Annotated in this window: 26 protein-coding genes and 1 riboswitch; of the genes, 12 read left to right on the top strand and 14 right to left on the bottom strand. The window is 68.6% G+C overall.

The window, feature by feature from the left end; translation table 11 throughout:
* Nucleotides 1-19 precede the first annotated feature (19 nt).
* Nucleotides 20-916 carry a transcriptional activator NhaR gene (nhaR, locus tag AC07PA_RS16405; RefSeq protein ID WP_007849621.1) on the bottom strand — a complete coding sequence of 299 codons (897 nt, stop codon included), beginning with the start codon at nt 914-916 and terminating at the stop codon, nt 20-22.
* A 157-nt stretch (nt 917-1,073) separates the two neighbouring features.
* Here nhaR and AC07PA_RS16400 point away from each other — a divergent pair, with 157 nt between their 5' ends.
* The gene (locus tag AC07PA_RS16400) at nt 1,074-1,628 is read left to right on the top strand and encodes an Rrf2 family transcriptional regulator (protein ID WP_007849624.1); all 555 of its coding nucleotides are present in this window, start codon (nt 1,074-1,076) and stop codon (nt 1,626-1,628) included.
* Between the two features lie 57 nt (nt 1,629-1,685).
* Here AC07PA_RS16400 and AC07PA_RS16395 read toward each other — a convergent pair whose 3' ends face one another.
* Both AC07PA_RS16395 and AC07PA_RS16390 read right to left on the bottom strand, forming a co-directional pair.
* A complete protein-coding gene (locus tag AC07PA_RS16395) occupies nt 1,686-2,099 on the bottom strand; it encodes a VOC family protein (RefSeq protein ID WP_007849627.1) in 414 nt (137 codons plus the stop codon).
* Nucleotides 2,100-2,139: 40 nt separating this feature from the next.
* The gene (locus AC07PA_RS16390; RefSeq protein ID WP_494606872.1) at nt 2,140-2,784 is read right to left on the bottom strand and encodes a glutathione S-transferase; all 645 of its coding nucleotides are present in this window, start codon (nt 2,782-2,784) and stop codon (nt 2,140-2,142) included.
* 230 nt (nt 2,785-3,014) lie between these two features.
* Here AC07PA_RS16390 and AC07PA_RS16385 point away from each other — a divergent pair, with 230 nt between their 5' ends.
* The 3 genes from AC07PA_RS16385 to AC07PA_RS16375 all read left to right on the top strand — a co-directional run bounded on the left by AC07PA_RS16385 (nt 3,015) and on the right by AC07PA_RS16375 (nt 5,790).
* The gene (locus tag AC07PA_RS16385; RefSeq protein WP_494606874.1) at nt 3,015-3,512 is read left to right on the top strand and encodes a copper chaperone PCu(A)C; all 498 of its coding nucleotides are present in this window, start codon (nt 3,015-3,017) and stop codon (nt 3,510-3,512) included.
* Between the two features lie 90 nt (nt 3,513-3,602).
* Nucleotides 3,603-4,436, top strand: coding sequence for a PhaM family polyhydroxyalkanoate granule multifunctional regulatory protein (locus AC07PA_RS16380; RefSeq protein WP_494606876.1), 834 nt, complete (start codon nt 3,603-3,605; stop codon nt 4,434-4,436).
* A 49-nt stretch (nt 4,437-4,485) separates the two neighbouring features.
* Nucleotides 4,486-5,790, top strand: coding sequence for an FIST signal transduction protein (locus tag AC07PA_RS16375; RefSeq protein ID WP_007849639.1), 1,305 nt, complete (start codon nt 4,486-4,488; stop codon nt 5,788-5,790).
* A 21-nt stretch (nt 5,791-5,811) separates the two neighbouring features.
* Here AC07PA_RS16375 and AC07PA_RS16370 read toward each other — a convergent pair whose 3' ends face one another.
* On the bottom strand, nt 5,812-6,966 hold the full coding sequence (locus tag AC07PA_RS16370) for a rhodanese-like domain-containing protein (RefSeq protein ID WP_007849641.1): 1,155 nt from the start codon (nt 6,964-6,966) through the stop codon (nt 5,812-5,814).
* Nucleotides 6,967-7,199: 233 nt separating this feature from the next.
* Between AC07PA_RS16370 and sorT the strand changes: the two genes are divergently transcribed.
* Nucleotides 7,200-8,414: a SorT family sulfite dehydrogenase catalytic subunit gene (gene sorT / locus AC07PA_RS16365; protein ID WP_494606879.1), complete on the top strand. Its 1,215-nt coding sequence runs from the start codon at nt 7,200-7,202 to the stop codon at nt 8,412-8,414.
* Between the two features lie 13 nt (nt 8,415-8,427).
* Nucleotides 8,428-8,748, top strand: a complete 321-nt coding sequence (sorU, locus tag AC07PA_RS16360; protein ID WP_494606881.1) for a SorU family sulfite dehydrogenase c-type cytochrome subunit — start codon at nt 8,428-8,430, stop codon at nt 8,746-8,748.
* A gap of 12 nt (nt 8,749-8,760) precedes the next feature.
* Here the strand turns inward: sorU and AC07PA_RS16355 are convergent, their stop codons facing one another.
* The 8 genes from AC07PA_RS16355 to AC07PA_RS16320 form a co-directional block, all read right to left on the bottom strand.
* Nucleotides 8,761-10,074 carry a D-amino acid dehydrogenase gene (locus tag AC07PA_RS16355; RefSeq protein WP_494606883.1) on the bottom strand — a complete coding sequence of 438 codons (1,314 nt, stop codon included), beginning with the start codon at nt 10,072-10,074 and terminating at the stop codon, nt 8,761-8,763.
* A gap of 94 nt (nt 10,075-10,168) precedes the next feature.
* Nucleotides 10,169-10,277: riboswitch (glycine riboswitch) on the bottom strand.
* Nucleotides 10,278-10,446: 169 nt separating this feature from the next.
* The gene (locus AC07PA_RS16350) at nt 10,447-10,890 is read right to left on the bottom strand and encodes a YXWGXW repeat-containing protein (protein ID WP_494606885.1); all 444 of its coding nucleotides are present in this window, start codon (nt 10,888-10,890) and stop codon (nt 10,447-10,449) included.
* A 135-nt stretch (nt 10,891-11,025) separates the two neighbouring features.
* Entirely contained in the window at nt 11,026-11,472 is a 447-nt protein-coding gene (locus tag AC07PA_RS16345) for a YXWGXW repeat-containing protein (protein ID WP_145697110.1), read from the bottom strand.
* A gap of 268 nt (nt 11,473-11,740) precedes the next feature.
* Nucleotides 11,741-12,121, bottom strand: a complete 381-nt coding sequence (locus AC07PA_RS16340) for a DUF6463 family protein (protein ID WP_494606887.1) — start codon at nt 12,119-12,121, stop codon at nt 11,741-11,743.
* 35 nt (nt 12,122-12,156) lie between these two features.
* Nucleotides 12,157-13,488, bottom strand: coding sequence for an ABC1 kinase family protein (locus tag AC07PA_RS16335; protein ID WP_494606889.1), 1,332 nt, complete (start codon nt 13,486-13,488; stop codon nt 12,157-12,159).
* Entirely contained in the window at nt 13,485-14,045 is a 561-nt protein-coding gene (locus AC07PA_RS16330; protein ID WP_494606891.1) for a DUF2867 domain-containing protein, read from the bottom strand. Before AC07PA_RS16330 ends, AC07PA_RS16335 begins: the two co-directional genes overlap by 4 nt.
* A complete protein-coding gene (locus AC07PA_RS16325; protein WP_494606892.1) occupies nt 14,042-14,884 on the bottom strand; it encodes a TetR/AcrR family transcriptional regulator in 843 nt (280 codons plus the stop codon). The genes AC07PA_RS16330 and AC07PA_RS16325 overlap by 4 nt, the downstream gene beginning before the upstream one ends.
* A 118-nt stretch (nt 14,885-15,002) precedes the next feature.
* The gene (locus AC07PA_RS16320; protein ID WP_007849667.1) at nt 15,003-15,734 is read right to left on the bottom strand and encodes a helix-turn-helix domain-containing protein; all 732 of its coding nucleotides are present in this window, start codon (nt 15,732-15,734) and stop codon (nt 15,003-15,005) included.
* A gap of 118 nt (nt 15,735-15,852) precedes the next feature.
* Here AC07PA_RS16320 and AC07PA_RS16315 point away from each other — a divergent pair, with 118 nt between their 5' ends.
* From AC07PA_RS16315 to AC07PA_RS16305, 3 genes are all read left to right on the top strand, one after another.
* Nucleotides 15,853-16,728, top strand: coding sequence for a hypothetical protein (locus AC07PA_RS16315; protein WP_494606894.1), 876 nt, complete (start codon nt 15,853-15,855; stop codon nt 16,726-16,728).
* Between the two features lie 46 nt (nt 16,729-16,774).
* Nucleotides 16,775-18,745: an MFS transporter gene (locus AC07PA_RS16310; protein ID WP_007849672.1), complete on the top strand. Its 1,971-nt coding sequence runs from the start codon at nt 16,775-16,777 to the stop codon at nt 18,743-18,745.
* Nucleotides 18,746-18,809: 64 nt separating this feature from the next.
* Nucleotides 18,810-19,202: a DUF1801 domain-containing protein gene (locus tag AC07PA_RS16305; protein WP_494606896.1), complete on the top strand. Its 393-nt coding sequence runs from the start codon at nt 18,810-18,812 to the stop codon at nt 19,200-19,202.
* A 65-nt stretch (nt 19,203-19,267) separates the two neighbouring features.
* Here AC07PA_RS16305 and AC07PA_RS16300 read toward each other — a convergent pair whose 3' ends face one another.
* Nucleotides 19,268-20,284, bottom strand: a complete 1,017-nt coding sequence (locus tag AC07PA_RS16300) for a 1-aminocyclopropane-1-carboxylate deaminase (protein ID WP_007849678.1) — start codon at nt 20,282-20,284, stop codon at nt 19,268-19,270.
* 182 nt (nt 20,285-20,466) lie between these two features.
* Here AC07PA_RS16300 and AC07PA_RS16295 point away from each other — a divergent pair, with 182 nt between their 5' ends.
* A complete protein-coding gene (locus tag AC07PA_RS16295) occupies nt 20,467-20,985 on the top strand; it encodes an Lrp/AsnC family transcriptional regulator (protein WP_007849681.1) in 519 nt (172 codons plus the stop codon).
* Nucleotides 20,986-21,000: 15 nt separating this feature from the next.
* Here AC07PA_RS16295 and AC07PA_RS16290 read toward each other — a convergent pair whose 3' ends face one another.
* Nucleotides 21,001-22,176: a saccharopine dehydrogenase family protein gene (locus tag AC07PA_RS16290; RefSeq protein WP_494606899.1), complete on the bottom strand. Its 1,176-nt coding sequence runs from the start codon at nt 22,174-22,176 to the stop codon at nt 21,001-21,003.
* Nucleotides 22,177-22,614: 438 nt separating this feature from the next.
* On the opposite strand from AC07PA_RS16290, the gene AC07PA_RS16285 reads away from it, so the two are divergent.
* On the top strand, nt 22,615-23,097 hold the full coding sequence (locus AC07PA_RS16285) for a YiaA/YiaB family inner membrane protein (RefSeq protein WP_035202208.1): 483 nt from the start codon (nt 22,615-22,617) through the stop codon (nt 23,095-23,097).
* Nucleotides 23,098-23,174: 77 nt separating this feature from the next.
* Nucleotides 23,175-23,642: a hypothetical protein gene (locus AC07PA_RS16280; protein ID WP_494606901.1), complete on the top strand. Its 468-nt coding sequence runs from the start codon at nt 23,175-23,177 to the stop codon at nt 23,640-23,642.
* The last annotated feature ends 9 nt before the right edge of the window (nt 23,643-23,651 follow it).

Raw genomic sequence — 23,651 nt, 5'->3', positions numbered from 1 at the left:
CCGTCGGCACCTGCCCCGGTCATGCCGCGAACAGGTCGGACCGGGCGGCCTTGGTGATGGCGGCCACGCAGGGGTGGCTGATGCGCCGCTCCACCGAGATCGCAAAGAACTCCTCGACCAGCTCCGTGGAGCGACCGATCACCTCGACCCCGAACTGGGCCTGGGTCTCCTCTTCCAGCACCGTGGGCGAGGTGAACACCCCGCGCCCCTCGCGCCCGAAGGCGTTCATCAGCGCGCTGTCGTCGAACTCTCCCACCAGGCGCGGCTGCAGCTGGTGCTTGTTGAACCAGTGGTCGAGTTGCTGGCGCACCGAGGACATGGGCCCCTGGATCAGCATCGGCGCGCCATGCAGGCACTTGGGGAACGGGCCTTGCAGCTGGCTGCGCAGGGCCGGTGCGCAGAAGAAGCTCATGGAGCTGGTGCCCAGGCCGTGGTTGAAGGCCTTGACGCCGATCTTCCGGGAGACCGGCTCGTCCGCCAGCACCAGGTCCAGCCGGTTCAGGCTCAGCTGCGCCACCAGCTCGGGGAACTTGCCCTCGTGGCAGGTCATGTGCACCTGTTCGGCCAGGCCCATTGCCGGCTCCAGCAGGCGGTAGGCGACCGACTTGGCCACCGAATCCGCCACGCCCACGCGGAACTCCAGCGGGCGCGACTGCCCGCGCGCCAGGCGGATGGACTTTTCCAGCTCGTCGCCCAGCGCAAAGATCTGCTCCGCATAACCGAGTGCCACCCGGCCCTCGCTGGTCAGCTCCAGCCCCCGGCCGCGCTTCTTGAACAGGTCGTGGCCCAGCCATTCCTCGAGCTGCTTGATCTGGCCCGAGAGCGTCTGCGGCGTGGTGTTGAGCTGCTCGCCGGCGCGCATGATGCCGCCCGCCTTGGCCGTGGTCCAGAAGTAGCGCAGGTGCTTGAAGTTCATGCCGTCTCCTTGATACTTCGCAAAAAACGAAGTAAAAATCTAAATAAATCGAATATACGCGAAGTGTCAAGATCCCTAAAGTACGTTCATGGACAGATCGCGGAACGCCCCTTCGGGCACCGAACCCTGGCCATACAACGTTCACAAGGAGTCAAAGATGCGTATCACTACCCGAGGGCAACTTGCCGTGTCGGCCATGACCGATCTCGCACTGCGCCAGCAGATGCGTCCTGTGGCACTGTCGACCATCAGTGCACGCCAGGGCACCTCGCTGTCCTACCTGGAGCAGCTGTTCAGCGCGTTGCGGCGCGCCGGGCTGGTGGACAGCACGCGCGGGCCTGGCGGCGGCTACACGCTGGCGCGCCGCGCGGACCAGGTGTCCGTGGCCGACATCATCCTGGCGGTGGAAAACCTCAAGGGTGACGACACCCAGAGCCTGGCCCAGGGCCAGGCGGCGCAGATGAAGGCCATGACGGGTGAGCTGTGGATCACCTTCAACAGCCGGGTGATGGACTACCTGCAGTCCGTGACGCTGGCGGAGCTGGTGACGCAGGAGCTGGCCCGTGGCGTGGTGGTGGAGTCCGGCGAGCCGGCACCGCAGCAACGTGCCCGCGCCGTGCCCAGCGCCAAGCCCAAGCCGCGCCTGGCCGGGCTCGGTGTGCCCAACTCGGTGTTCGCACTGGGGAGCATGCCGCTGATGCAGCGGCGCTGAGAGGGGTGCCGGGGAGGGGCGGCGGCTGCCGCCCCTGGCTCCCGGCGCGGTGGCGGCCTACGCCGCGTACACCTGTTCCATGGATTTGAAGCCCTTCATCTCGATCGGGTTGCCGCTCGGGTCGTAGAAGAACATCGTCCACTGCTCCCCGGGTTCGCCCTCGAAGCGCACCTGGGGCGCAAGCACGAATGGCGTGCCGGCCGCCTTCAGGCGCTCGGCCACGGCCTTCCAGGCGGGCAATTCAAGGATGGCGCCGAAGTGCGGCATGGGCACCAGGTGCTCGCCCACATGGCCGGTGGCGGCGCTGGTGAACGGCGTGCCCAGGTGCAGGGAGATTTGGTGGCCGAAGAAGTCGAAATCGACCCAGGTGTCGGTGCTGCGGCCTTCGCGGCAGCCCAGCACGCCGCCGTAGAAACGGCGGGCTGCGTCGAGGTCAGTGACGTTGAAGGCAAGGTGGAAAAGGCTGTGCATCGGTGCAGGATAGCAGCGGATGCGCTCCCCCCTGGCGACGTCAGCCTTTCGGTCTGGCCAGCATCTCGGCCGTGCTGGTCTTGCGGTCGGCATTCACGCGCGCCACGTGGGGGCGCTCGTTCATGCGGGCCAGGTAGTCGCGCACCGGCAGCTCGGCCAGGAAGTCGCGGCCGTAGATGATCTTCGTGGCCGACGACACCAGCGGCAGGTGCACGATGGCCGCGCAGTCCGCCGCGGTGAAGCTGTCACCGCCGATGAAGGGGCTGAACTTCGTGAGCTGGGCGAAGGCGGCGATGTTCTTGGCCAGTTGGGCGCCGACCTTCTCGCGCGCCGCCTCGCTCACCGTGCCGCCGAAAAAGGCCTGCGGGTAGAGGTTGCGCGCCACCAGCTCCAGGTGCAGCTCCATGAAGGTGATCAGCTCGCGCACCTTGCCAGCGGCCAGCGGGTCGGCCGGGATCAGCGGGTGCTCGGGGTAGGCCGACTCGATGTAGTCGGCGATCACCGCCGACTCGCACAGCGTGCCGTTCGGGGTGCGCAGGTAGGGCACCTTGCCCAGCGGGCTGGCGCTGCGGTCGGTCTCGCCGATCCAGGCGAGTTCTTCGGTGAAGGGCACGCCCTTTTCGAGCAGCGCGAGCTTGACCTTGTTGTAGTAGTTGCTGGCCGAAAAGCCGCAGAGGGTGAGCATGGGGTGTCTCCTGTATCTCTTGGTAGGGGTCGTTGCCGGGTGCCATGCTAGGCGGTCGGCCGGCCCGGCCCGGTCGCGCAGATGACGCATGCGCCGGTCCTACAATGGTCCGCATCCGCCGCAGCGGGTGGCCGCTGCCCAGGGAGTTTGCGCCGCTCTGCCGCCGGCCGCCAGCCTTTGCCGCATCCATGCCGCGCGGTGCACCATCGTTTCCCAGGAGCCCACCACCCATGCCATTGCACAAGATCCTCCTTGCCGGCCTCGCCCTGTCGTCCACCCTGCTGGCCGCGTCCGCTCTGGCCCAGGCCTCCGACGTGAAGGTCGAGGGCGCCTGGGCCCGCGCCAGCGTTCCCGGGCAGAAGGGCACCGGCGCCTTCATGAAGCTCACCGCGCCACAGGGCGCACGCCTGGTGGGTGCATCCTCTCCCGCCGCTGGCGTGACCGAGGTGCATGAAATGAAGCTCGATGGCGACGTGATGCGCATGCGTGCCGTGCCGGTGCTGGAGCTGCCCGCCGGCAAGGCCGTGGAGCTCAAACCCGGCGGCTACCACGTCATGCTGCTGGACCTCAAGGCACCCCTGGCCAAGGACAGCACCGTGCCGCTCACCCTGACCTTCAAGGACGCCAAGGGCGTGGAAAGCAGGCTCGAGCTGACCGTGCCCGTGGCGACCAGCGCACCGGGCGCGCAAGCGGGTGCACCAGCCCATGCGCATGGGCACAAACACTGAGGAACAAGCCCCCTGCATGCCATCGCCAGCAGCCACCCATTGGGGTAAGCTGTCAGGAGCGATCCCCCCACCCATTCTTGCGGAGCGGCCATGAGCGACACATCCAATTTCGGTTTCGGCAAATTCGTCCCCGGTTTTGATTTCCTGCAGAGCCTGGCCAAGGGAGCGACCAACAGCATTCCGCAATTGCCCAACCTGTCCAACTGGGTGGCCCCGACCATCAGCGTCGAAGAGCTGGAAAAGCGCATCGAGGAACTCAAGGCCGTGCAGTTCTGGCTGGAGCAGAACTCGCGCGCGCTGGCCGCCACCATCCAGGCGCTGGAGGTGCAGAAGATGACGCTGGCCACCTTGAAGGGCATGAACTTCAGCATGGGCGACGTGGCCAATGCCTTCAAGCTCAAGACGGCCGATACCGTGATGAGCGGCGTGCAAAAGGCCGCCGACACGGTCAGCGGCGCGGCAGGGGCCGTGGCCGGCGCTGCCGCCCGCGTCACGGGCCGCGCGAAGGACGAGGCGCCGCAAGAAGAGGACGACGCAGAACCCGAGGAGGCGCCCACCAAGACCAGGAAGAGCGGCAAGGCCGCCGCTGCGGCGCCCGAAGCCTCCGTGGTCGACCCGTTGCAATGGTGGGGCGCGCTCACGGGCCAGTTCCAGCAGATCGCCGCGAACGCCATGAAGGACGCGGCCAAGCAGACCGCCCTCGATACCACCAAGAACATGGCCACCGGCCTGGCCAAGGAGGCCATCAAGACGGCCACCGGCATGGCCAGCCAGTTCGCCGCCAAGGGCATGAAGAGCATGGCCGGCGAGCGCAAGCCCGCAGCCAGGAAGGCGGCAGCGGCCAAGCCTGCTACCAAGGCCCGGCCGGCAGCGAAGAAGACCACGGCGGCGGACAAGCGCGCACCGCGCAAGAGCGCCCGCTGATCCCGGCCGTGCGTCGGCAGCGCGCACCGCCTGCGAGAAGACACACACCATGAAACTCTTTCCCTCCGGCCATGCCACCCATCCCCAGTGGCGCATGGCGGCAGCCCTGGCACTGGCGCAGTTGCGGGCGCAGATGGCCTTGCCCGAGTACGCCAGCGCTCCCACGCTGGGCCTGCTCTACATCACCGACCACTATGCGGGCGAGGCCCAGGCCCTGCTCGACTACCTGGCCGGCGAACTGCCCGAGGTGACCGACTGGAGCGGCACCGTGGGCGTGGGCGTGGCGGCCAACAACGCCGAGTACTTCGATGAGCCGGCGCTGTCCGTGATGCTGCTCGACGTGTCACCCGACCAGTACCGTGTGTTCTCGGGCGTGGCCCCGCTGCCGCGCCAGCCGACCAGCGGTTTCGCGGCCCACACGGCGCTGGTGCATGCCGACGGCCACACGCCCGAACTGGCGGAGCTGCTGGCCGAGATGGCCGGCCGCACCGAGACCGGCTACCTGTTCGGCGGCCTGAGCGCCAGCCGGGGCGCGGGCGTGCAGTTCGCAGTCGCTGGCGACGGCAACATCGCCGGGCAGGGCGGCGCTGGCGGGGTCTTCGATGGCGGCCTGTCGGGCGTGGCCTTCGGCGCCGAGGTGGCCCTGGTCTCGCGCGTCACCCAGGGCTGCCAGCCCGTGGGGCCGTTGCGCAGCGTGACCGCCGCGCATGAGAACGTGGTGCTGCAGCTCGATGGCGAGCCCGCGCTCGACGTGCTGCTCGACACGCTGGAGGTGTCGCTCGACGGCGATCCGCAGCCCGCGCTGCGCAAGGTGCGCGCCACGCTGGCCGGGCTGGTGGATGCCGGGGCCCAGCCCCAGGGCCAGCAGCGCACAGGCCACTTCGGCACCGACACCCGCGTGCGCCACATCGTGGGGCTCGACGGGGCGCGCCGTGGCGTCGCGCTCGGCGACAAGGTGGAGCCCGGCATGCACCTGGCTTTCTGCCAGCGCAACGTGGCGGCGGCACGCGCAGACCTGATGCGCATCTGCGCCGAGATCCGCGAGGAACTCGAACCTGAGGAACTGGAGCCCGCGCCGCTGGAGGCGGGCCACGCGGACGCTGCGACGAAGGCCCCTGCACCCGCAACGGGCGCCCAGGGCCGGGCGGCGACGCAGCCTGGGCGGCGCATTCGCGGCGCCATCTACGTGAGCTGCTCAGGCCGGGGGGGCCCGCATTTCGGCGGGACCAGCGCGGAACTGCAGATCGTGCGGCATGCGCTGGGCGACGTGCCGCTGGCCGGCTTCTTTGCCGGTGGCGAGATCGCGCACCACCACCTGTACGGCTATACCGGGGTGCTCACGGTCTTCACCTGAGCGGCCGGGCCACGGCCGGCCTCAGCTGCTGCTTTCGGTCGGAAGCCCGTCGGCGTCCCACTCGGGCAGGCCGCCGCGCAGCCAGTACACCGTCTTGTAGCCCTTGCTGGCCGCCACCTTGGCCGCCTTGTAGGACTTCCAGCATTCGGCCCCGTTGCAGGCAAAGATCACGGGCTTGCTGCGGTCCACTTTCTCCAGTGCCTGGAAGTCGTCCTGGGCGGCATTGAAGGCCACGTCCTTGAGGCTCTTTTCCACGTAGGCCGCGAACACGGCACCGCGGATGCGCTTGGCCTTGAATTCCTTTTCGGTGCGCGTGTCGACCACCACGGCGCCTTCTGCCTGCAGCTTCTGCGCCTCGCGCGCCGTGATGCGGTTCACGCCAGGCAGGCTGTTGGGGGTGAACAGGCCGAGCTCCGCCACGCGGCGGTACTCCTGCGCCTGGGGTCGCAGGGCCACGGGGGCCAGCCCCGCTCCCGTGCCTGCTGCGAACCACTGCGCCAGGCGCGCCTTGACGTCGGCGGGCAGGTCCTTCTTCACCGTGATCGAGAAGCCGCCCGGCACCGGCTGCGAAGTGGCCAGCACCTGTGCCTGGCCCTTGTGGATGGCAGACCATTCGGCCCAGTCGTCGGCGCGCACCACGGTGGCATCGGTGCTGCCCAGCACCAGCGCGCTGAGTCCGGCCTGCGGGTGCTTCTCGTGCAGCACCGACTTGAGGTCCTGGAACGACAGGCCGGCTTCGTTGAGCATGCCGCGTGCCATGTAGGTGTAGATCGAATCCTGCTGGGGCAGGTAAAGGCGCAGGCCCTTCATCGCGGCCACGTTGGCCACCTGGGCCGAGCCCACGAGCAGGTACTGGTCCGATTTCTGGGTCGCGCCCACGAGCTCGTAACCGCGCTGCAGCGCCGAGGCCGCCACCTGGGCCGGGCCGATGAACACATCGTAGCCCGCGCTGCGCGTGGCGCGCATCACATCGGCCAGGTCCTCGCTGGTGGCCACGGTGGCCGGCAGGCCGGCGGCCTTGGACAGGCCTGACTCGAAAGCGCTGCGCAGGATGCTGTGCGCCGCCTTCTTGGCCGTGGGTTCCACGGCCACGATGGCCGTGATCTGGGCCTGGGCCAGGGGACCGAGCGATAGCAACAACAGGGACAGCAAGGCATGGCGTGTGGTGCGGTACATGGTGTCTCCTTCGGAGTCTGTCAGCCGATGTCAAATATGCACCAGGGCGCTACGCAGCACACGTCCTTGCGCAGGTTGTTGCCATTTCTTACACCTGCTCTCCAAAACCCCCAGGGCAAACCGCAGCGGCCATACCAGAATGCGGCATGCCCCGCGCATGCTCGCGGTCTTCCATGACCGGTGCGTGCTGCGGAAAAACACCTGAGCCTGACCACCCCCCGGAGGACCGTTCCATGAAGAATCCCGTGACCCTGCCGCGCCGACACCTGCTCACCGGCAGTGCTGCCGCACTCAGCGCCCTGGGGCTGGCCGCATGGACCCGGGGCGCGCATGCCCAGCCCGCACCGGCTGCGGCGGCCAAGCCGCTGCCCGCGTATGCGGGATGGAAGAACCCAGGCAGCCTGATCGTGCACAGCAGCAGCACCCTGGAGACGCGCCGGGCGGCCTTCGGCACGGGGGTGGTCACGCCATCGAGCCAGCTGTACATCCGCAACAACCTGCCTGCGCCCGATGCCGCCATCGTGGCCGACCGCGATGCCTGGAGCGTCTCCATCGAGGGCGTGAAGGCACCGCGCGCGCTGACCCTGGCCGAACTTCGGACCCTGGGCATCGAGACCGTGACCACGGTGCTGCAATGCTCGGGCAACGGGCGCGGCTTTTTCCCCAGCAAGCCCAGCGGCACGCCGTGGACGGTGGGCGCCGCGGGCTGCGTGGTCTGGAGCGGCGTGCCGCTGCGCAATGTGGTGGCCGCGCTGGGGGGGCTGGCGGGCGGTGCCGCCTACCTCACGGGCACGGGCGGCGAGAAATTGCCCGAGGGCGTGGACCCCCTGACGGTGGTGGTCGAGCGCTCGGTGCCCATCCAGGCGCTGGACGATGCCATCCTGGCCTGGGAGATGAATGGCGAGCCGATGCCGCTGGCGCATGGGGGACCGCTGCGCCTGATCGTGCCGGGCTACCAGGGCGTGAACAACATCAAGTACGTCAAGCGCGTGGCCTTCGGTTCCGAGCAGTCCCAGGCGCGCATCATGTCGCACGGCTACCGCATGTCGCCCCCCGGCACCAAGGCCAGCCCCGAGCAGCCCTCGGTGTGGGAGATGACGACCAAGTCCTGGATCAACGGCCCCCTGCCCGAGCAGGGCACGCTCAAGGCCGGGCTGGTGCAGGTGCATGGCGTGGCGTTCGGCGGCACGCGCGGCGTGAAGGGCGTGGAGGTGTCCGTCGATGGCGGCAAGACCTGGCAGGCGGCCCAGCTCATCGGGCCCGACCTGGGGCGCTTCGCCTGGCGCCAGTTCGTGCTGCCCGTGCGGCTGGCGGCGGGTTCGCACGAACTGCTCAGCCGTGCCACCGATACCGCCGGCCATGTGCAGCCCGAGCAGCGCGAGGAGAACCTGGGCGGCTACAACAACACCAGCTGGCGCGACCACGGTGTGACCGTGGTGATCGCGTGAGGGGGCGCACGCCTTGCGTACTGCGCTGACCGCCGTGCTGCTGGCGCTGGCAAGCGGCGGCACCTGGGCCGCGGATGCCGGCGAGCTGGTGCGTGGCAAGGAACTGTTCGGCAAGATCCAGCCGGCCTGCTCCGTGTGCCACACGCTGCAGGCCGCGGGCGCCGAAGGCCAGGTCGGGCCCGTGCTCGACGAACTCAAGCCCAACGCCGAGCGCGTGCTGCGCGCGCTGCGCGCGGGCATCGGCGTCATGCCGTCCTATGCCGACAAGCTCAGCGACAAGGACATGCGGGCGCTGGCGAGCTTCGTCGCGCAGGCCTCGGGCGCCGCGCCCTGACCGGGCGCTTGCTCAGGCCTTCGACGCCGCAGGCAACAGGCTGGGCACGCTGCTCTGCGGCATGCCCGTGAACGCGAAGTCCAGCTCGGGCGCCAGGCCGCTCACGATGCGCGCCAGCGACTTGCCCGAGCCGCAGGCATGCGTCCAGCCCAGCGTACCGTGGCCGGTGTTGAGGAACAGGTTGGCCAGCTTGGTCTTGCCGATCAGCGGCACATTGCTCGGCGTGGCGGGGCGCAGGCCGGTCCAGAACTGCGCCTGGCTGGCATCGCCGGCCCCCGGGAACAGCTGCTCCACGCGGCGCACGATGGCGTCGCAGCGCACCTGGTTGAGGTCGCGCTGGTAGCCGTTGAGCTCGGCCGTGCCGGCAATGCGCAGGCGGTCGCCGCGCTCGCTGGTGTAGCGCGAGAACACGAGCTTGTACTCGTCGTCGGTGAGGCTCACCTGGTGCGCCATCGATGCGTCCTTGACCGGCATGGTCACCGAGTAGCCCTTGGCCGGGTAGATGGGCAGGTGGATGCCCAGCGGCTGCGCCAGCAGCGGGCTGAACGAGCCCATGGCGAGCACGAAGGCATCGCCGTGCACGCGCTCGAAGCGGCCTTCTGCCGTGGTCACCTCCACATGGTCGATGCGCCCGCCCGCTTCGCGCAGGGCCGTGATGTGCTGGCCCAGGCGAAACTGCGCGCCCGCAGCCTCGCACAGGCGCGCCAGTTCGCGCGTGAAGGTGTTGGCATCGCCCGATTCGTCCTCGGCGGTGTAGGTCGCGCCGGCCAGTTGCGGGCGGATGTGGGCCAGGGCCGGCTCGATGCGCACCGCCTCGTCGGCGCTGATCACCTGGCGTTCGCAGCCGAGCTGGCGCATCTGCTCGGCCGGGGCCAGGGCGCCGTCGAACTCCTTCTGGTTGGTGTAGAAGTGCAGGATGCCCTGCGTGCGCTGGTCGTAGGCGATGCCGGTGGCGGCGCGCAGCTGCTGCAGCGTGTCGCGGCTGTAGGTACCCAGGCGCACGATCTGCTCGATGTTGTGGCGCGTGCGCGCGGGCGTGCAGTTGCGCAGGAAGGACAGGCCCCAGAGCCACTGGCGCATGTCGGCGCGGATGCGGAACAGCAGGGGGGCGTCTTCCTTGCCCAGCCACTGCAGCACCTTGAGCGGCGCGCTCGGGTTGGCCCAGGGCTCGGCATGGCTTACCGAGATCTGGCCGCCATTGGCAAAGCTGGTTTCCGCACCGGGCGCACCCTGGCGGTCGATGACGGTCACCTCGTGGCCGAGCTGTTGCAGGAAATAGGCCGAAGTCACGCCGAGCAGGCCGGCGCCAAGAACGATCACACGCATTTTGAAAGCCTTTGGAAGGGCAATCGCCAGGCCTGTCGATGTCGCTGCGGGTATGGGTGTCCATAGCGCGCAGCGGGCACGTCATTGCCCGGCTGCCGCTCCCCCTGTCCTTGGTACCTGAGAGATTCACCGCCGCCCCTCATGGGCTGCGGCTTGCTCCTTCGGTGCGCTACATGGCGTAGCGGCTCTCCAGACGGCCTTGATGAATGGTGCAGTACGGAACCTGAGCGTGCATGGGAGTTTGCGCCTTCGGTGAAGCGGCCATTGCCGCTTGCTCTCCTGCAGGGGCCATTCTAGGCACAAAGACGAACGCCGCAACTAATGTGCGGCGTTCGTTGCTGATACAAGGCCGGGCGCTGGCCCGGTCAGGCGTCAGTTGCGGCGGGGGTTGTCAGGGTTGCTGTCGCGGCGGTTCGACACACCATCGCCATCGCGGTCCCGGTCGTTGCGGTTGGAAATGCCGTCACCGTCACGGTCCCAGCCGCCACGGCGCATTTCCCAGCGGCCGTCGCGTTCCTGCCAGGTGGGCTGGCGGTAAGCGTAGCCGGGGCGGGCCTTCACCCAGTGGCCGGCGACCCACACATGGCGGCCGCCACGCCAATCCCAATGGCCCTCTTCCCAGACCTGGCCACGGCGTGGGCGCGGCACGGCTTCACGGCGGGGTGGCGGTGGTGCGGGGATGACCTGGTAACCCTGGGGTCCCGACTGGATCACCACGGTGCCTTGGTGCGCCGGCTGGGCCGTGGCTACCGTCGAGAGGCCTGCCAGTGCCAGCGTGGTGGCGATGAGGGCTGCGTAAGTGGTTTTGTAAGCCATGGATGACTCCTTCTTCAATGTTGTTGTGTCGCCTCTGTATGGTGGGCAAGCAGCGGCGCCAGGTCTGTAGGCGCCGCACCTTGCCCCCTGTAGGCGGGCGGGGCCGGGACCCGCGGGGCAACCGGCCTGCCGCCATCAGTTGCGGTACGGGTTGTCCGGACGGCGGTCGTGGCGGTTGGGCACGCCATCGCCGTCTCGGTCCCAGCCGCCGGGGCGCATGTGGTGGCGGCCATCGCGCTCTTCCCAGCGCGGCTCGCGGTAGGTATAGCCAGGGCGGGCCTTGACCCAGTAGCCCTGGATCCACACATGCCGGCCGCCGCGCCACTCCCAATGGCCGGGCACCCAGGCCATTCCACGGCGTGCGTGGGGTGGTGCTTCATAGCGGGGTGGGGGCGGCGCGTGGTACTGCACCGGGGTGACCTGCAGCGGGGCCAGGGCGGGGCGCTGCACCGGATGCTGGTAGTAGGAAGAAGGGGTGCCGGTCTGGATGACGACGGTGGCGCTGGGGGATGCCAGCGCCGGGGCAACGGCACCCAGCGACAGCAAGGCCAGGGAAGCGACGGCGAGGGCGATGCGGGCCATGAAGGTCTCCTTGGAAATGATTCCTTGCGGAACCGGAGCCTTGATCGTGGGCGCTTTGCGTCAAGCCGGTGTAGTGCCCGTGCGAAGAGTTGTAAGCGGGTGTTGCTGCGGCGCAGCTCGCGCACCCAAAGCGTGATTTATGTCACACCGGCGGTCCATTGCGCTGCGCGCCACCCGGGGCGCATGAAACTGGTGCGACCCACGCCAGCGCCCCCGCGCAAGGGCCGCCCCCCTCTGGGTAAGGCGCGAAGCGACTCAAGGGGGCATTTCACCTGACCAGCAGCGCCAAGGCCGGCGGCAGCACCAGCCAGAAGCCCGACACCGGCATCAGCACCACGCCGGCCAGCACCAGGGCCAGCAGGCACCAGCCCATGGGCCGCAGCGCCTCGGCCGGCTGGCTGCGCTCGAGCGCCGTCACCTCCCATGCCAGCAGGGCCAGCACGGCACCGAACAGCAGGAACCAGACGGCGGCGCCCAGGTGCATGTCGTCTGCCACGGCGTTGAACACGCCACGCTGCCACAGGATCTGCCACTGGGGGGCGAACAGGACGACCGCCGCCAGCGTGTGCAGCAGGGCCACGGCCAGCAGCCAGAGGCCCTTCCAGGGGCGGGCCGCAAGGGTGGAGAGGGACCAGAGAAGGCTGTGCACGGAAGGCTCCTTGTCGTACGGGGAATGGGGAGGGGTCAGCCGATCCAGCGATCGGCCTGCGTGTGGACCTGCGCCCGGATTTCGGTCAGCAGGTGCATGAGCCCGAGCCAGGCGCGCTCGAAAGCCGGCAGTTCGGGCGGCACGCCGGCCAGGTGCCTGGCCAGCACCTTCTGCTGCGCCGCCACGGGGGCGGGCGGGCGGCTCTTGCCTGCGAAGTCGAAGACCGGCTCCGTGAAGGGCTCGGTCTGCCAGGCCTGCATGATCGACAGGGCGGGCATCAGCTCGTTGGTGAAGGTGGCGAGGTCCATCGAAGCATGGACCAGCCCCAGCGCCACGTAGGCCTGCAGCACGCCCTGGGCATGGTTCGTCGATGCAGGTTGCAGCAGTGCGCGCCAGGCCTGCAGCACCCCGCTGCGGAACGCGGGCGACAGCTCGCGCGTGCAGCCGAAATCGAGCACCCCGAGCTGCCCGTCCGGCAGGAACAGAAAGTTGCCCGGGTGCAGGTCGGCATGCATGTGGCCGAGGCCGAAGGTGCAGTGCATGAACCAGTCCCAGAGCAGCTGGCCGGCCTGGTTGCGCGCGGCCTGCGTGGGCTCGGTGCCCAGCCAGTCCGCCAGGTGCAGGCCCGGCAGATACTGCTGGGTGAGCACCTGCGCACGCGTGTGCGAGGCAATGGGCTGTGGCAGCACGATGCCCGGCAGCGCCGCATGCTCGGCAAACCACTGCAGTTGCCGGGCCTCGTGCAGGTAGTCCACCTCGCGCTGCAGCGTGCGCTCGATCTCCTGCATCACGCGCTCCACCACCACATCGCCGGGCAGGGGCAGGTCGCTGTGCGCCAGGGCACGCAAGGTGGTGCGCAAGAGGCGCATGTCCGAGGCGATGGTGGTGGCAATGCCCGGGTACTGCACCTTGACCGCCACGGCACCGTGCCCGGCCAGCTCGGCGCGGTGCACCTGGCCCAGGCTGGCGGCGGCAAAGGCCCGGGGCTCGAAGCGGGTGAACAAGGCCTCGGGCTCCTGCCCGAAGGCCTGGCGGAACACCCGGCCGACCAGCGCGCGGTTGAGCGGCGTGGCCTGGTGGCAGGCGCGCGCCAGCTCGCGCCGCACGCCCTCGGGCAGGAAGCTGCTGTCCATGCTCAGGATCTGCGAGACCTTGAGCGCTGTGCCGCGCAACTGCCCCATGGCCTGGAACAGGATGCGGCCCAGGGTTGCCTCGTGCCGGGCCTGGGCATCGGCCTGTGCCACTTCGTCGGCGTGGGCGGGCCGCATGCGCTGGCCCAGTTGGGCCAGGCCCAGGCGTGCGGCCGTGATGCCGGTGATGGTGCCGCGCGCGAGCGTGCCCGTGCGGGGTGGCTTGGCGCCTGTCATGCGCGGGGCGGGCGTTGGGGGCTGGTAGAAGCCGGCGCGGCAGCATCCAACCGCGCCAGCAGGGTCCGCACGATGAGCCGGTGGAACGGTGCGATCGTGGCCATGTAGGTGTGGCCCAGCGCGTTGTGGATGTGCACCACGGAGGAAAGGGCCAGGACGGCCTGCCCGTCCTGCATGCGCTTGTGCAGCGATACCAGCACGTTCAGGTGGCGGTCGTCCACGCCCATCACCACCTCGCGTTCGCCCAGGTGGCGGATTTCGAAGAAACCCACCTGGTCGCCCACCCGGTAGCCTGCTGCGCTCCGGCGGGTGCCGTCGTGCAGTTGCCCCACGCCCTTGAGTCCGACCATGCTCACCAGGCGATTGCGCAGGGCCATGAGGGCACGCGTCCAGCCCGGCGTGCGGATCACCATGTCCAGCCATGTCTGCAGTGCGCTGGTGTCGGAAAGGGGGTCGGCGGTCTCGAAGCAGTCGGCAAACTGGGCGCCTGGCAGTTGCGTGGCGATCACGCTGCCCGAAGGGATGGCCGTGGCTCGAACAGTGCGGGCGGGGCTCATGGGGCGGCCTTGCGGGTGCGGGGTTTGCGGGCGGGCTCGGGCGCATCGGCCACGGGGGCCTGGGCCGGCGGGCGCGCACGCGGCGTGCGCGGTGTATCCACCGGGGACACCATCGTGTCGCCCAGCGCGTTCTTGGCCATGCGCAGCACCCCCACCAGGCCGCTGCCGTGCTGCATGAAGCGCGCCATCTGGCTGCGCAGCATGAAGCCGCCCAGCTGCAGCACACGGTTGACCAGGCCCGCGCGCAGCGCCAGCACCGCCACGCCCAGCGACAGGTCCACCAGCTGCGTGGTCTCTGCGAATTCGTCCGATTCGTCGGCCAGCCAGTAGGCCACCACGCCCGCCAGGTAGTCGCCATACAAACCACTGGCCACGCCCTTGAAGTCGCAGGGCTCGATCTCGCCGCTGGCTTCTGCCGCTTCGATGAAACCGGCCACGGCCTCGCGCAGGGCCTGGCGTGCGGCCAGCGGCTCGGCCAGCATGGACAGGGGGGAGCGCCGGGCCAGTGTGCGCAGCTCGGCGACGAACTCGCGGTCGGGCAGCAGGCGCTCCAGCACGGCATCGGTCAGGCGCTGCAGCTTTTCCTGCAGGCCGTAGTCCGCCAGGTCCGGCGTGGCCAGCGTATCGGCCAGCGCGGCGCGCACCGCCTCGTCCACATAGCCCAGCACGATGCGGTCCTTGGTCGGGAAGTACTTGTAGATCGTCGCATCGCCGATGCCGGCCGCACGCGCGATGTCCTTCATCGTCGTGCCGTCGAAGCCCTGGCGCGTCATCAGATCGACCGCGCTGGCCACGATCTGGCGGCGCGTCGCGTCCTGCTGTTGGCGGGTGGTTTTCAATTGACTATCCTTAAATCAGTGAAATATATGATTTAAAGAATAGTGATTTTTGATTGTGGCGTCAAGCAGGCACGCAATCGCCTGGCGTGAGCGCCCTCAAATCCACAGGAGGCAGGGGTTAGCGGCGCATGCCCGTGAAGGCCTCGAACTCCCAGCTGCGCAGCGCCAGCAGCAGGGTGTAGCCCTCGAGTTCGCGCGGTGGCAGTTTCTGGTCCGCCAGGTGCTGCTGGGCGAAGTCCTGGGCCACGCGCTGCATGCGCTCCATGAAGGCCGGGGCCAGGCTGCGGCTGATGGTGCCGTGCACCAGCAGCACGCCTTCGCCCGCGCCGTCGAAGCCACCCGCGAAGTAGTCGAGCAGCGCATGCTCGCGAAAGTAGTTCATCACCGGGCCATGGGGCCGCCAGCGGAAGGTCTTGGCCAGCTTGAGCCGGTAGCGATTGAGCGGGCGCAGCTCGATGATGCCGATGCGGTCGAGCTGGGCCAGGTACTTGATGCCCTCGGCCTCCGACAGGCGGTAGGTGCCGGTCACCTGCTCCAGCGTCCACTGGCTGAGCACGCAGATGGCCATCAGCAGCAGCCGCTTGTCGGCCACCACGGCCTTTTCCTGCTCCTGGGTGAGTTCCTTGAGCAGGGGCTGGCTTTCGGCCACGCGGCGCGCCAGGTCGGCGAAGTCCAGTGCCAGCGCGCGGCAAATGGCGTCGATGCGCGACAGCGGCATGTCGCCCTTGGCCAGCATGCGCTTGACGCTGGACTCCGCCATGCCCAGCTGCTGGGCCAGGTCGGCGTAGGTCATCTGCGCGGTCTTGAGTTCCTTCTTGAGGGCGGTAACGAGGTCGGCGGTGGTGCTCATGGGTATCGATTATCGGTACCTCTGGTGCATTTGGTAGCCCTTTGAACAGATTTCGGTACCGATCGAGCCCTCGGCGTTCCCACACTGCGCTCCATCAACCACTCCCGGAACCCGAACCATGCCGCTGCCACTCCCGTCGACCGCCCCAGGCCCTTCCCGCCCCGAGGTGGTGCTGCTGCTCGGCGCCTTTGCGCTGCTGGCGCTGGCCGTGTTCGGTCCGGTGCTGCAGGACAGCGCCCACCAGCACGGCTTTGCCGACCAGCGCACGCTGCTGGGCATTCCCTGCGCGCTCGACGTGCTGAGCAATCTTCCCTTCGCCATCGCCGGGGCCTTGGGCCTCGCGTGGCTGGCCCAGGTGCCGGTGGCTGCAGTGGAGGGCGTTGCACGTGCGCTGGCCGGCCTGTTCTTTGCCGGCCTGGTCTTCACCTCGGTGGGCTCGGCCTTCTACCACTGGGGGCCCAGCGACTTTGGCCTGATGTGGGACCGGCTGGGCATGGTGCTGCCGTTCGCGGGCCTGCTGGGGCTGGCGGCGGCGGGCCGCGTCAGCCAGCGTGCGGGCATCGCCACGGCGGGCGCCGTGCTGCTGGGCGGCACATCGGCCGTGCTGTGGTGGGCGCTGACCGGCAACGTGCTGCCCTGGGCCGTGGTGCAACTGGGCGGCATGCTGGTGGTGCTGGCCCTGGCCGCGCTGCCGCGGCGCGAAGGGGCCCTGGCCGTGCACCTGGGCGCGGTGATCGCTTTCTATGGCGTGGCCAAGCTGTTCGAGGCCGCCGACCATGCCATCCTGGAGGCCACGGGCCAATGGGTGTCCGGCCACAGCCTCAAGCACCTGGCTGCCGCCGCCACGGCCCTGCCGGTGCTGTCGGCATTGGCCGCGTTGCTGCCACGCACCGAGGGCCATGGCGCTGTCGCCGCAACCGGGCAGAATGGCGGCCAGCACCGGCCGGGCAGCGGGCCGGCCACGGCGCGCAGCGCACGCCGCCAGGGTGCCTGAGATGCCGTTCGACCACACCAAGACGCAAGCAAGCGAGGAGAGACGCATGACCACCGAGACCCCTTCTGCGGGCGCGAGCCCCCTGCACGGCAGCCCTGGCGTCCAGGGCGGCCACGGCGGCCATGAAGACCCCAACCAGTTCGCCCTGCTGCGCCAGCGCCGTTTCGCCCCCTTCTTCTGGACGCAGTTCTCGGGCGCGGCCAACGACAACCTGTTCAAGTTCGCCTTCACGGTGATGGTGACCTACCAGCTCAGCGTGGGCTGGCTGCCGCCGGCCATGGCCGGGCTGGTGATCGGGGCGCTGTTCATCCTGCCGTTCCTGCTGTTCTCGGCCACCTCGGGCCAGCTCACGGACAAGTACGACAAGACGCGCATGATCCGCTTCGTGAAGAACCTGGAGATCGCCATCATGCTGGTGGCGGCCGTGGGCTTCGTGGCCGGCAACGTGCCCATCCTGCTCCTGTGCACCTTCCTCATGGGCATGCACTCCACGCTGTTCGGACCGGTGAAGTTCGCCTACCTGCCCCAGGTGCTGACCGAGCGCGAGCTCACGGGCGGCAACGGCATGGTGGAGATGGGCACTTTCGTCGCCATCCTGCTGGGCAACGTGGCCGGCGGCCTGCTGGTGGCGCTGCCGGGCATCGGCCACACCACGGTGGCCATCGCCTGCGTGGCGCTGGCCCTGGTCGGGCGCCTGGTGGCGCAGGCCATTCCCTCGGCACCGGCCACCGACCCGGGCCTGGTCATCAACTGGAACCCGATCACCGAGACCTGGCGCAACCTCAAGCTCGCGCACGGCAACATCGTGGTCTTCCGCTCGCTGCTGGGCATCAGCTGGATGTGGTTCTTCGGCGCGGTGTTCCTGTCGCAATTCCCGAGCCTTGCCAAGGAGGTGCTGCACGGCAACGAGCAGGTGGCCTCGCTGCTGCTGGTGGTGTTCTCGGTGGGCATTGGCATCGGTTCGCTGCTGTGCGAGGTGCTCTCGCGCCGCCATGTCGAGATCGGCCTGGTGCCGCTGGGCGCCATCGGCATGAGCGTGTTCTCCATCGACCTGTACTTCGCCGCGCGCAGCCTGCCGCCGTCGGAGATCATGGGCCTGGGTGCCTTCCTCGCGCAGAGCCAGCACTGGCGCGTGATGCTCGACCTGGCGCTGCTGAGCCTGTTCGCCGGCCTGTACAGCGTGCCCATGTACGCGCTGATCCAGATGCGCAGCCAGCCCACGCACCGCGCGCGCATCATCGCCGCCAACAACATCCTGAACGCGCTGTTCATGATCGCCAGCTCGCTGATCGCGGGTGCGCTGCTGGGCGCGGGCTTCACGGTGCCGCAGATCTTTTTGTTCACCGGCCTGGCGAACGCGGTGGTGGCGTTCTACATCTTCATGCTGGTGCCCGAGTACCTGCTGCGCTTCGTGGCCTGGGTGTCCTCGCGCTTCGTCTACCGCTTCAAGGTGCAGGGCGACGAAAACCTGCCCACCACGGGTGCGGCCATCCTGGCCTGCAACCACGTGAGCTTCGTCGATGCGGTGCTGCTCATGGCGGCCAGCCCGCGGCCCATCTACTTCGTGATGGACCACCGCATCTTCCGCGTGCCGGTGCTCGGCTGGCTGTTCCGCCTGGCCAAGGCCATCCCCATCGCGCCCTACAAGGAAGACCCCGCCACCTACGAAGCCGCCTTCGAGCGTGCGGCCCAGGTGCTGCGCGAGGGCGATCTGCTGGCCATCTTCCCGGAAGGCGGCATCACCAAGGACGGGCAACTGCAGGAGTTCAAGGGCGGCATCATGAAGATCATCGACCGGGCGCGCGAAGAGGGCATCAACGCCCCCGTGATCCCCATGGCGCTGACCAACCTTTGGGGCTCCTACTTCAGCCGCATCGAGCAGGGCGGTGCCATGGTGCGGCCGTTCCGCCGCGGGTTCTACAGCCGCGTCGGCCTGAACGTGGGGCACGCCGTGGCGTCGTCGGACGTGCAGCCCGCGCTGCTGCGTTCACGCGTGGCCGATCTGCTGGCCACCTGAGCATGCGCCATGCCGATGCCCAGCGGGCCTGGCGGCGCACCGGGCACCGCCACGGGAGCCTGCCATGAAAATGGTGCTGACCTCTGCCACCACGCCCGAGGGCTACATCGGCTGCCTCGAGGGCAGGCAGCGCAGCTACTGCGAGGCCCTGCGCACGCACGCGCTGGCGGCGTCGCCAGCGCTGCAGGAGCGGCTCAAGTGGGGTCATCTGGTCTTTTTCTCTAACGGCCCGGTGCTGCTGGTGCGCGCCGAGCCCCGGCGGGTGCTGCTGGGCTTCTGGCGTGGCCAGCGGCTGCAGCATCTGGAACCCCGCCTCAAGGCCGGCGGCCAGTACGAGATGGCCACGCTCGTATTGCTTGACGACACGCCGCTGGACCAGGCGGTCTTCGTCCGCCTGGTCCGCGATGCCACGGCGCTCAACGCCGCCTTGGGAGATCCCACAGCCTTGCGGCGCTAGGCACGGCTCAGATCAGCGACAGCCCCGCCAGCTGGGCCAGGCGCTGGCCCTCGGTCTCGCTGCGATCAGCCGTTGCGAAAAAGAAAGCTGTAGGCGTTCAACGCCGGCACCCCTCCCAGGTGCGCGTACAGGACACGGGAACCTTCGGGGAATTCGCCCTTGCGCACCATGTCGATCATGCCGTGCATGGACTTGCCTTCGTACACCGGGTCGGTGAGCATGCCCTCCTGGCGTGCGCACAGGCGGATGGCCTCGAGCGTGCCCTCGCTGGGCAGGCCGTACTCGGGGCCGCCGTAGCGCGTGTCCAGCACCACGTCCTCGGCCGTGAGCTCCTGGCCCAGTTCCACCAGCTGGGCGGTGTTCTGCGCGATGCGCAGGATCTGCGCATGCGTCTGCGCGGGCTTGGCCGAGGCATCGATGCCGATCACCTTGCGCGCCCGTCCGTCGGCCGCGAATCCCACCACCATGCCGGCCTGCGTGCTGCCCGTGACCGAGCAGACGACGATGTAGTCGAACGCAAAGCCCAACTCCTTTTCCTGCTGGCGCACTTCCTCGGCAAAGCCCACGAAGCCCAGGCCACCGTAGGGGTGCTCGGAACAGCCCGCGGGGATGGGGAAGGGCTTGCCGCCGGCCTTCTTCACGTCGTCCATGGCCTGCTCCCAGCTGGGGCGGATGCCGATGTCGAAGCCCGCGGCATCCAGGCGCACGTCGGCACCCATGATGCGCGACATCTCGATGTTGCCCACGCGGTCGTACACCGCGTCGGAGTAGTTGACCCAGTTCTCCTGCACCAGCACGCACTTCATGCCCAGGTGCGCGGCCACGGCAGCCACCTGGCGCGTCTGGTTGGACTGGATGCCGCCGATGGACACCAGCGTGTCGTAGCCGCCGGCAATCGCCTCGGGGATCAGGTACTCGAGCTTGCGCGTCTTGTTGCCGCCAAAGGCCAGGCCGCTGTTGCAATCCTCGCGCTTGGCGTACAGGTGCACCTTGCCGCCCAGGTGGGCCGACAGGCGGTTCAGGGGCGTGATCGGCGAAGGGCCGAAGGTCAGCGGATGGCGGGCGAATTTCTGCAGGTTCATGGTGGGCTCTCGTGTGCGATGGAAGGGGGTATCACGTGCAGGAACGCTTCGTTGGCGCCTTGCCTGCAGTGCCTCCATCGTAGAAAAAGCCGTGGTTAACGTGGTTGTGAAAATGGGTGGATATTTGGTGGTTTGGTATGCAAGAATGGAAATGGATTTCCATTGATTTCACAAAATACACAATGTGCGCAACAAAAGTTCGTGGCAAGAGCGTGCCTGCCACCGAAGGCATCACCGACGACCTGGACCGCACCGACAAGGCCATCCTGCGCCTGCTGCAGCGCGATGCCTCACTGTCCAACGTGGCCCTGGCTGAGAAGGTGCACCTGAGCCCGCCCGCCTGCCTGCGCCGCGTGGATCGGCTCAAGCGCCTGGGGCTCATCGACGGGGTGGTGGCGCTGCTCAACCCCAAGGCCGTGGGGGCTGGCATGCTGGTGATGATCGGCGTGGTGCTCGACCGCTCCACGCCCGAGTCCTTCGCGGCCTTCGAGAAGGCGGCCGTGAAGATCTCGGGCTGCATGGAATGCCACGTGGTGACGGGCGAGTTCGACTATTTCATGCTGGTGCGCACGCGCGACAGCGACAGCTTCAACCGCCTGCACGCCGAGCAACTGATCTACCTGCCGGGCGTGCGGCAGGTGCGCTCCTTCATGGTGCTGCGCAACGTGCTGTCCACCACGGAGCTGCCGTTGGCCCTCTGACCAACGGCCCAGGATTCACGGCGTCTCGACCGCGAACGCCAGACCGGCGTTGGCCTGCAGGCGCGCGATCAGCGGCTCGCCCATGGCAGGCGCCGGGGTCCAGATGCCGCCCGGGGTGGCAGCGGCTTCCTGCAGCAGGCAGACCGCCGCCTCGGCGATCATCTTCGAGGTCGAGCCGTAGCCCGGGTCGCGGTCGCCCTTGACGCCCACGCGCAGGGTGTGTCCCTGGCCGTCCTCGCCAAGGAAGAGCACGTCGTAGGAGCCGGCCTCGCGCTCCTCGCGCGAAGGGCCTTCGCCGGGCTTCGGACCCTCCTTGGAGCCCATGGACTTGTCGCCCGCCACCGCATTGGCGATGGCTTCGCCCTTCTCGCCAGGGCCGGTCACCAGCATCTCGTCGTAGACGAAGTCCGTGCCATAGGCGTGCTGCAGCAGGAAGTTGGAGCGGTGTACGTTGCGCGTGTTGATGGCCGCCATCACGAAGGGGGCGACCCACATGCCCAGGGCCTCGTCCTCCATGGGCTTGTGGCCCGTGGGCTGGCGCGGGCCCTCGAAGCCGGGCGTGAGCGAGAACGGGTTCTTGAGCAGTTCCAGCACCTTGGGGTCGGCCGCCGATGCGGCCATGGTGGCTTTCAGGCTGGCCGCCGTGCCGCCCGAGAAGGTGCCCTTCATCCTGCGCACACGGCCGCGCACGCGGCTGGCAGGGTGGCCGAAGCGCGCCTGCATCTCGCGCTGCAGCATGAACACGCCCAGGTCGAACGGGATGGAGTCGAAGCCGCACGAGAACACGATGCGCGCGCCGCTGGCCTTCGCCGCAGCCTCGTGCGCATCGATCATGTGGCGCATCCAGGCAGGCTCGCCGCAGAGATCCACATAGTCCACGCCCGCGGCGGCGCAGGCGGCCACGAGCTCGTTGCCGTAGAGCTGGTAAGGCCCCACCGTGGTCAGCACCAGGCGGGTTTGCGCCATCAGGGCCTGCAGGCTCTCCATGCTGGCGCTGTCGGTCACCACCAGGGGCGTGTCGGCAGGGGCGCCCAGCTCGTCGCGCACGGCGGCCAGCTTCTCGGCGCTGCGCCCGCCCATGGCCCAGCGCAGGCCGCTGCCGGCCGGGTAACGCTGCAGCAGGTACTCCACCACCAGGCGGCCGGTGAAGCCGGTGGCGCCGTGGACGACGATGTCAAAGGGTTTGGTCATGGCGGTTCTCCGGGAGATTCGGTAGGGCGGGCAGGCCCCGCAATCGCCGGGATTGTGAAAGACCCGGGCAGCATCGGCTGTCGCCCATGCGCTTCCTAGTGTCCCGAGTTGGAAGTTCGTTGAAGAAAGCAATCTGCCGAAATCGCTGCAAGGCTAGGCGCAAAGCACAGCCATGCTGGGAGCATGGCGAGCATTTGCAACGACGCATGGCGGGGATTGTCGGTAGATTGATTCAACGAATTTCCAACTCGGGATACTGGTGGTGGCTTGCGCGCAACTGTGGGGTCGGATAAGGGTGTCAAAGTGTGACCAAGTACCGTAAAACGATACTGAAGAGCCGGCGCAATGCCACTGTGGTGGTTCAATGCGGACACCCGGCTGGCGCTTTGCGACCATTCGTTCCGTGTTCAACAACGGCCCCAGGGCCACACCACCCGTATGTCAGCATCTTCCTTCGTCGTTCAGCGTGATACCCGTGCCTGGCAGCTCCAGGTCTGGATTTCGTTCGGCATTGCCGTGTTCCTGTGCGCAGTCGGCCTGGCCTGGCTGCCCGGGGAGCAGCTGGAGCGCGCGTTCATGGTGATGGGGTATGTGTTCTGCCTCTCGGCCGCCTTCGTGCTGGCCAAGTTCGTGCGGGACAACGAAAGTGCGGGCCGCCGCGGCGCTGGCGACACCCCCATGTGGAAGCTGGTGGTGTGGGGTGGCTTTGCGGTCGCGATGGGCCTGACGGGCTGGGGCCTGTTCAGCATGGAGGTCAACCAGACCTACAAGGCCTTCCTCGGTGTGAGCTGGCTGTACCTGATCACCACCGCGTTCACGCTGGCCAAGATGCTGCGCGACCGCCATGAAGCCGACCTGGCCGAAGCCCGTCTCCAGGGCCGCCGCGAAGCGGCCCAGGCAGCGTCCGGCAGCAACGGTTGAGCCGCGCAGTCCTTTCCTGAATGCATTGCCTGGCGCCTTGTGTGCGCCAGGCGCACCCAACCCTCTGGAGTGACACCATGTCGATGAACAAGACCCTGCAACGCACCCTGGCCCGCACCCTGCTGGCCGCCAGTTTCCTCGCGGCCCTGGCCAGCCTGCCGGCCCGCGCACAGAGCGAGGCCTCGGCCGCGCTGTCCCTGCTGCCCGTGGCCTCCGTCGTGGGCACGGCCTCGGTCGCCTCGACCGCTGCCGGCGCCGTCGTGGCCGTGCCCGCAGCCCTGTCGGTCGGTGGCGCCGTGCTCTCGGTGCGCGCCGTGGAGGTGTCGGCGGTCGGTACCGTGTACGTGCTCGAACGTGCCTCGGACGGCGCCCGCGTCAGCGTGGAGGTGCTGGGCCGCGGCATCGGTGCCTCGGCCCATGCCGTGGGCACGGTGGTGGTCTGCACCGTGATCGGCTCGGGCGTGGTGCTGTCGGTGGCCGGCGAGGCCCTGGCCTTCGTCCCCAACGCCATCGGCCGGGCACTGCTGCACAACGAGCGCCTGTGAAGAAGGCCG

This window comes from Acidovorax sp. GW821-FHT09B03, assembly GCF_059418305.1.
The sequence above is the reverse complement of the archived record's forward strand: the minus strand, read 5'-3'. Positions and strand labels throughout refer to the sequence as shown.

Coding starts and splice junctions, on each gene's coding strand:
- nhaR (WP_007849621.1), bottom strand. CDS start 916: ATGAACTTCAAGCACCTGCGCTACTTCTGGACCACGGCCAAGGCGGGC.
- AC07PA_RS16400 (WP_007849624.1), top strand. CDS start 1,074: ATGCGTATCACTACCCGAGGGCAACTTGCCGTGTCGGCCATGACCGAT.
- AC07PA_RS16395 (WP_007849627.1), bottom strand. CDS start 2,099: ATGCACAGCCTTTTCCACCTTGCCTTCAACGTCACTGACCTCGACGCA.
- AC07PA_RS16390 (WP_494606872.1), bottom strand. CDS start 2,784: ATGCTCACCCTCTGCGGCTTTTCGGCCAGCAACTACTACAACAAGGTC.
- AC07PA_RS16385 (WP_494606874.1), top strand. CDS start 3,015: ATGCCATTGCACAAGATCCTCCTTGCCGGCCTCGCCCTGTCGTCCACC.
- AC07PA_RS16380 (WP_494606876.1), top strand. CDS start 3,603: ATGAGCGACACATCCAATTTCGGTTTCGGCAAATTCGTCCCCGGTTTT.
- AC07PA_RS16375 (WP_007849639.1), top strand. CDS start 4,486: ATGAAACTCTTTCCCTCCGGCCATGCCACCCATCCCCAGTGGCGCATG.
- AC07PA_RS16370 (WP_007849641.1), bottom strand. CDS start 6,966: ATGTACCGCACCACACGCCATGCCTTGCTGTCCCTGTTGTTGCTATCG.
- sorT (WP_494606879.1), top strand. CDS start 7,200: ATGAAGAATCCCGTGACCCTGCCGCGCCGACACCTGCTCACCGGCAGT.
- AC07PA_RS16355 (WP_494606883.1), bottom strand. CDS start 10,074: ATGCGTGTGATCGTTCTTGGCGCCGGCCTGCTCGGCGTGACTTCGGCC.
- AC07PA_RS16350 (WP_494606885.1), bottom strand. CDS start 10,890: ATGGCTTACAAAACCACTTACGCAGCCCTCATCGCCACCACGCTGGCA.
- AC07PA_RS16345 (WP_145697110.1), bottom strand. CDS start 11,472: ATGGCCCGCATCGCCCTCGCCGTCGCTTCCCTGGCCTTGCTGTCGCTG.
- AC07PA_RS16335 (WP_494606889.1), bottom strand. CDS start 13,488: ATGACAGGCGCCAAGCCACCCCGCACGGGCACGCTCGCGCGCGGCACC.
- AC07PA_RS16330 (WP_494606891.1), bottom strand. CDS start 14,045: ATGAGCCCCGCCCGCACTGTTCGAGCCACGGCCATCCCTTCGGGCAGC.
- AC07PA_RS16320 (WP_007849667.1), bottom strand. CDS start 15,734: ATGAGCACCACCGCCGACCTCGTTACCGCCCTCAAGAAGGAACTCAAG.
- AC07PA_RS16315 (WP_494606894.1), top strand. CDS start 15,853: ATGCCGCTGCCACTCCCGTCGACCGCCCCAGGCCCTTCCCGCCCCGAG.
- AC07PA_RS16310 (WP_007849672.1), top strand. CDS start 16,775: ATGACCACCGAGACCCCTTCTGCGGGCGCGAGCCCCCTGCACGGCAGC.
- AC07PA_RS16305 (WP_494606896.1), top strand. CDS start 18,810: ATGAAAATGGTGCTGACCTCTGCCACCACGCCCGAGGGCTACATCGGC.
- AC07PA_RS16300 (WP_007849678.1), bottom strand. CDS start 20,284: ATGAACCTGCAGAAATTCGCCCGCCATCCGCTGACCTTCGGCCCTTCG.
- AC07PA_RS16295 (WP_007849681.1), top strand. CDS start 20,467: ATGTGCGCAACAAAAGTTCGTGGCAAGAGCGTGCCTGCCACCGAAGGC.
- AC07PA_RS16290 (WP_494606899.1), bottom strand. CDS start 22,176: ATGACCAAACCCTTTGACATCGTCGTCCACGGCGCCACCGGCTTCACC.
- AC07PA_RS16285 (WP_035202208.1), top strand. CDS start 22,615: ATGTCAGCATCTTCCTTCGTCGTTCAGCGTGATACCCGTGCCTGGCAG.
- AC07PA_RS16280 (WP_494606901.1), top strand. CDS start 23,175: ATGTCGATGAACAAGACCCTGCAACGCACCCTGGCCCGCACCCTGCTG.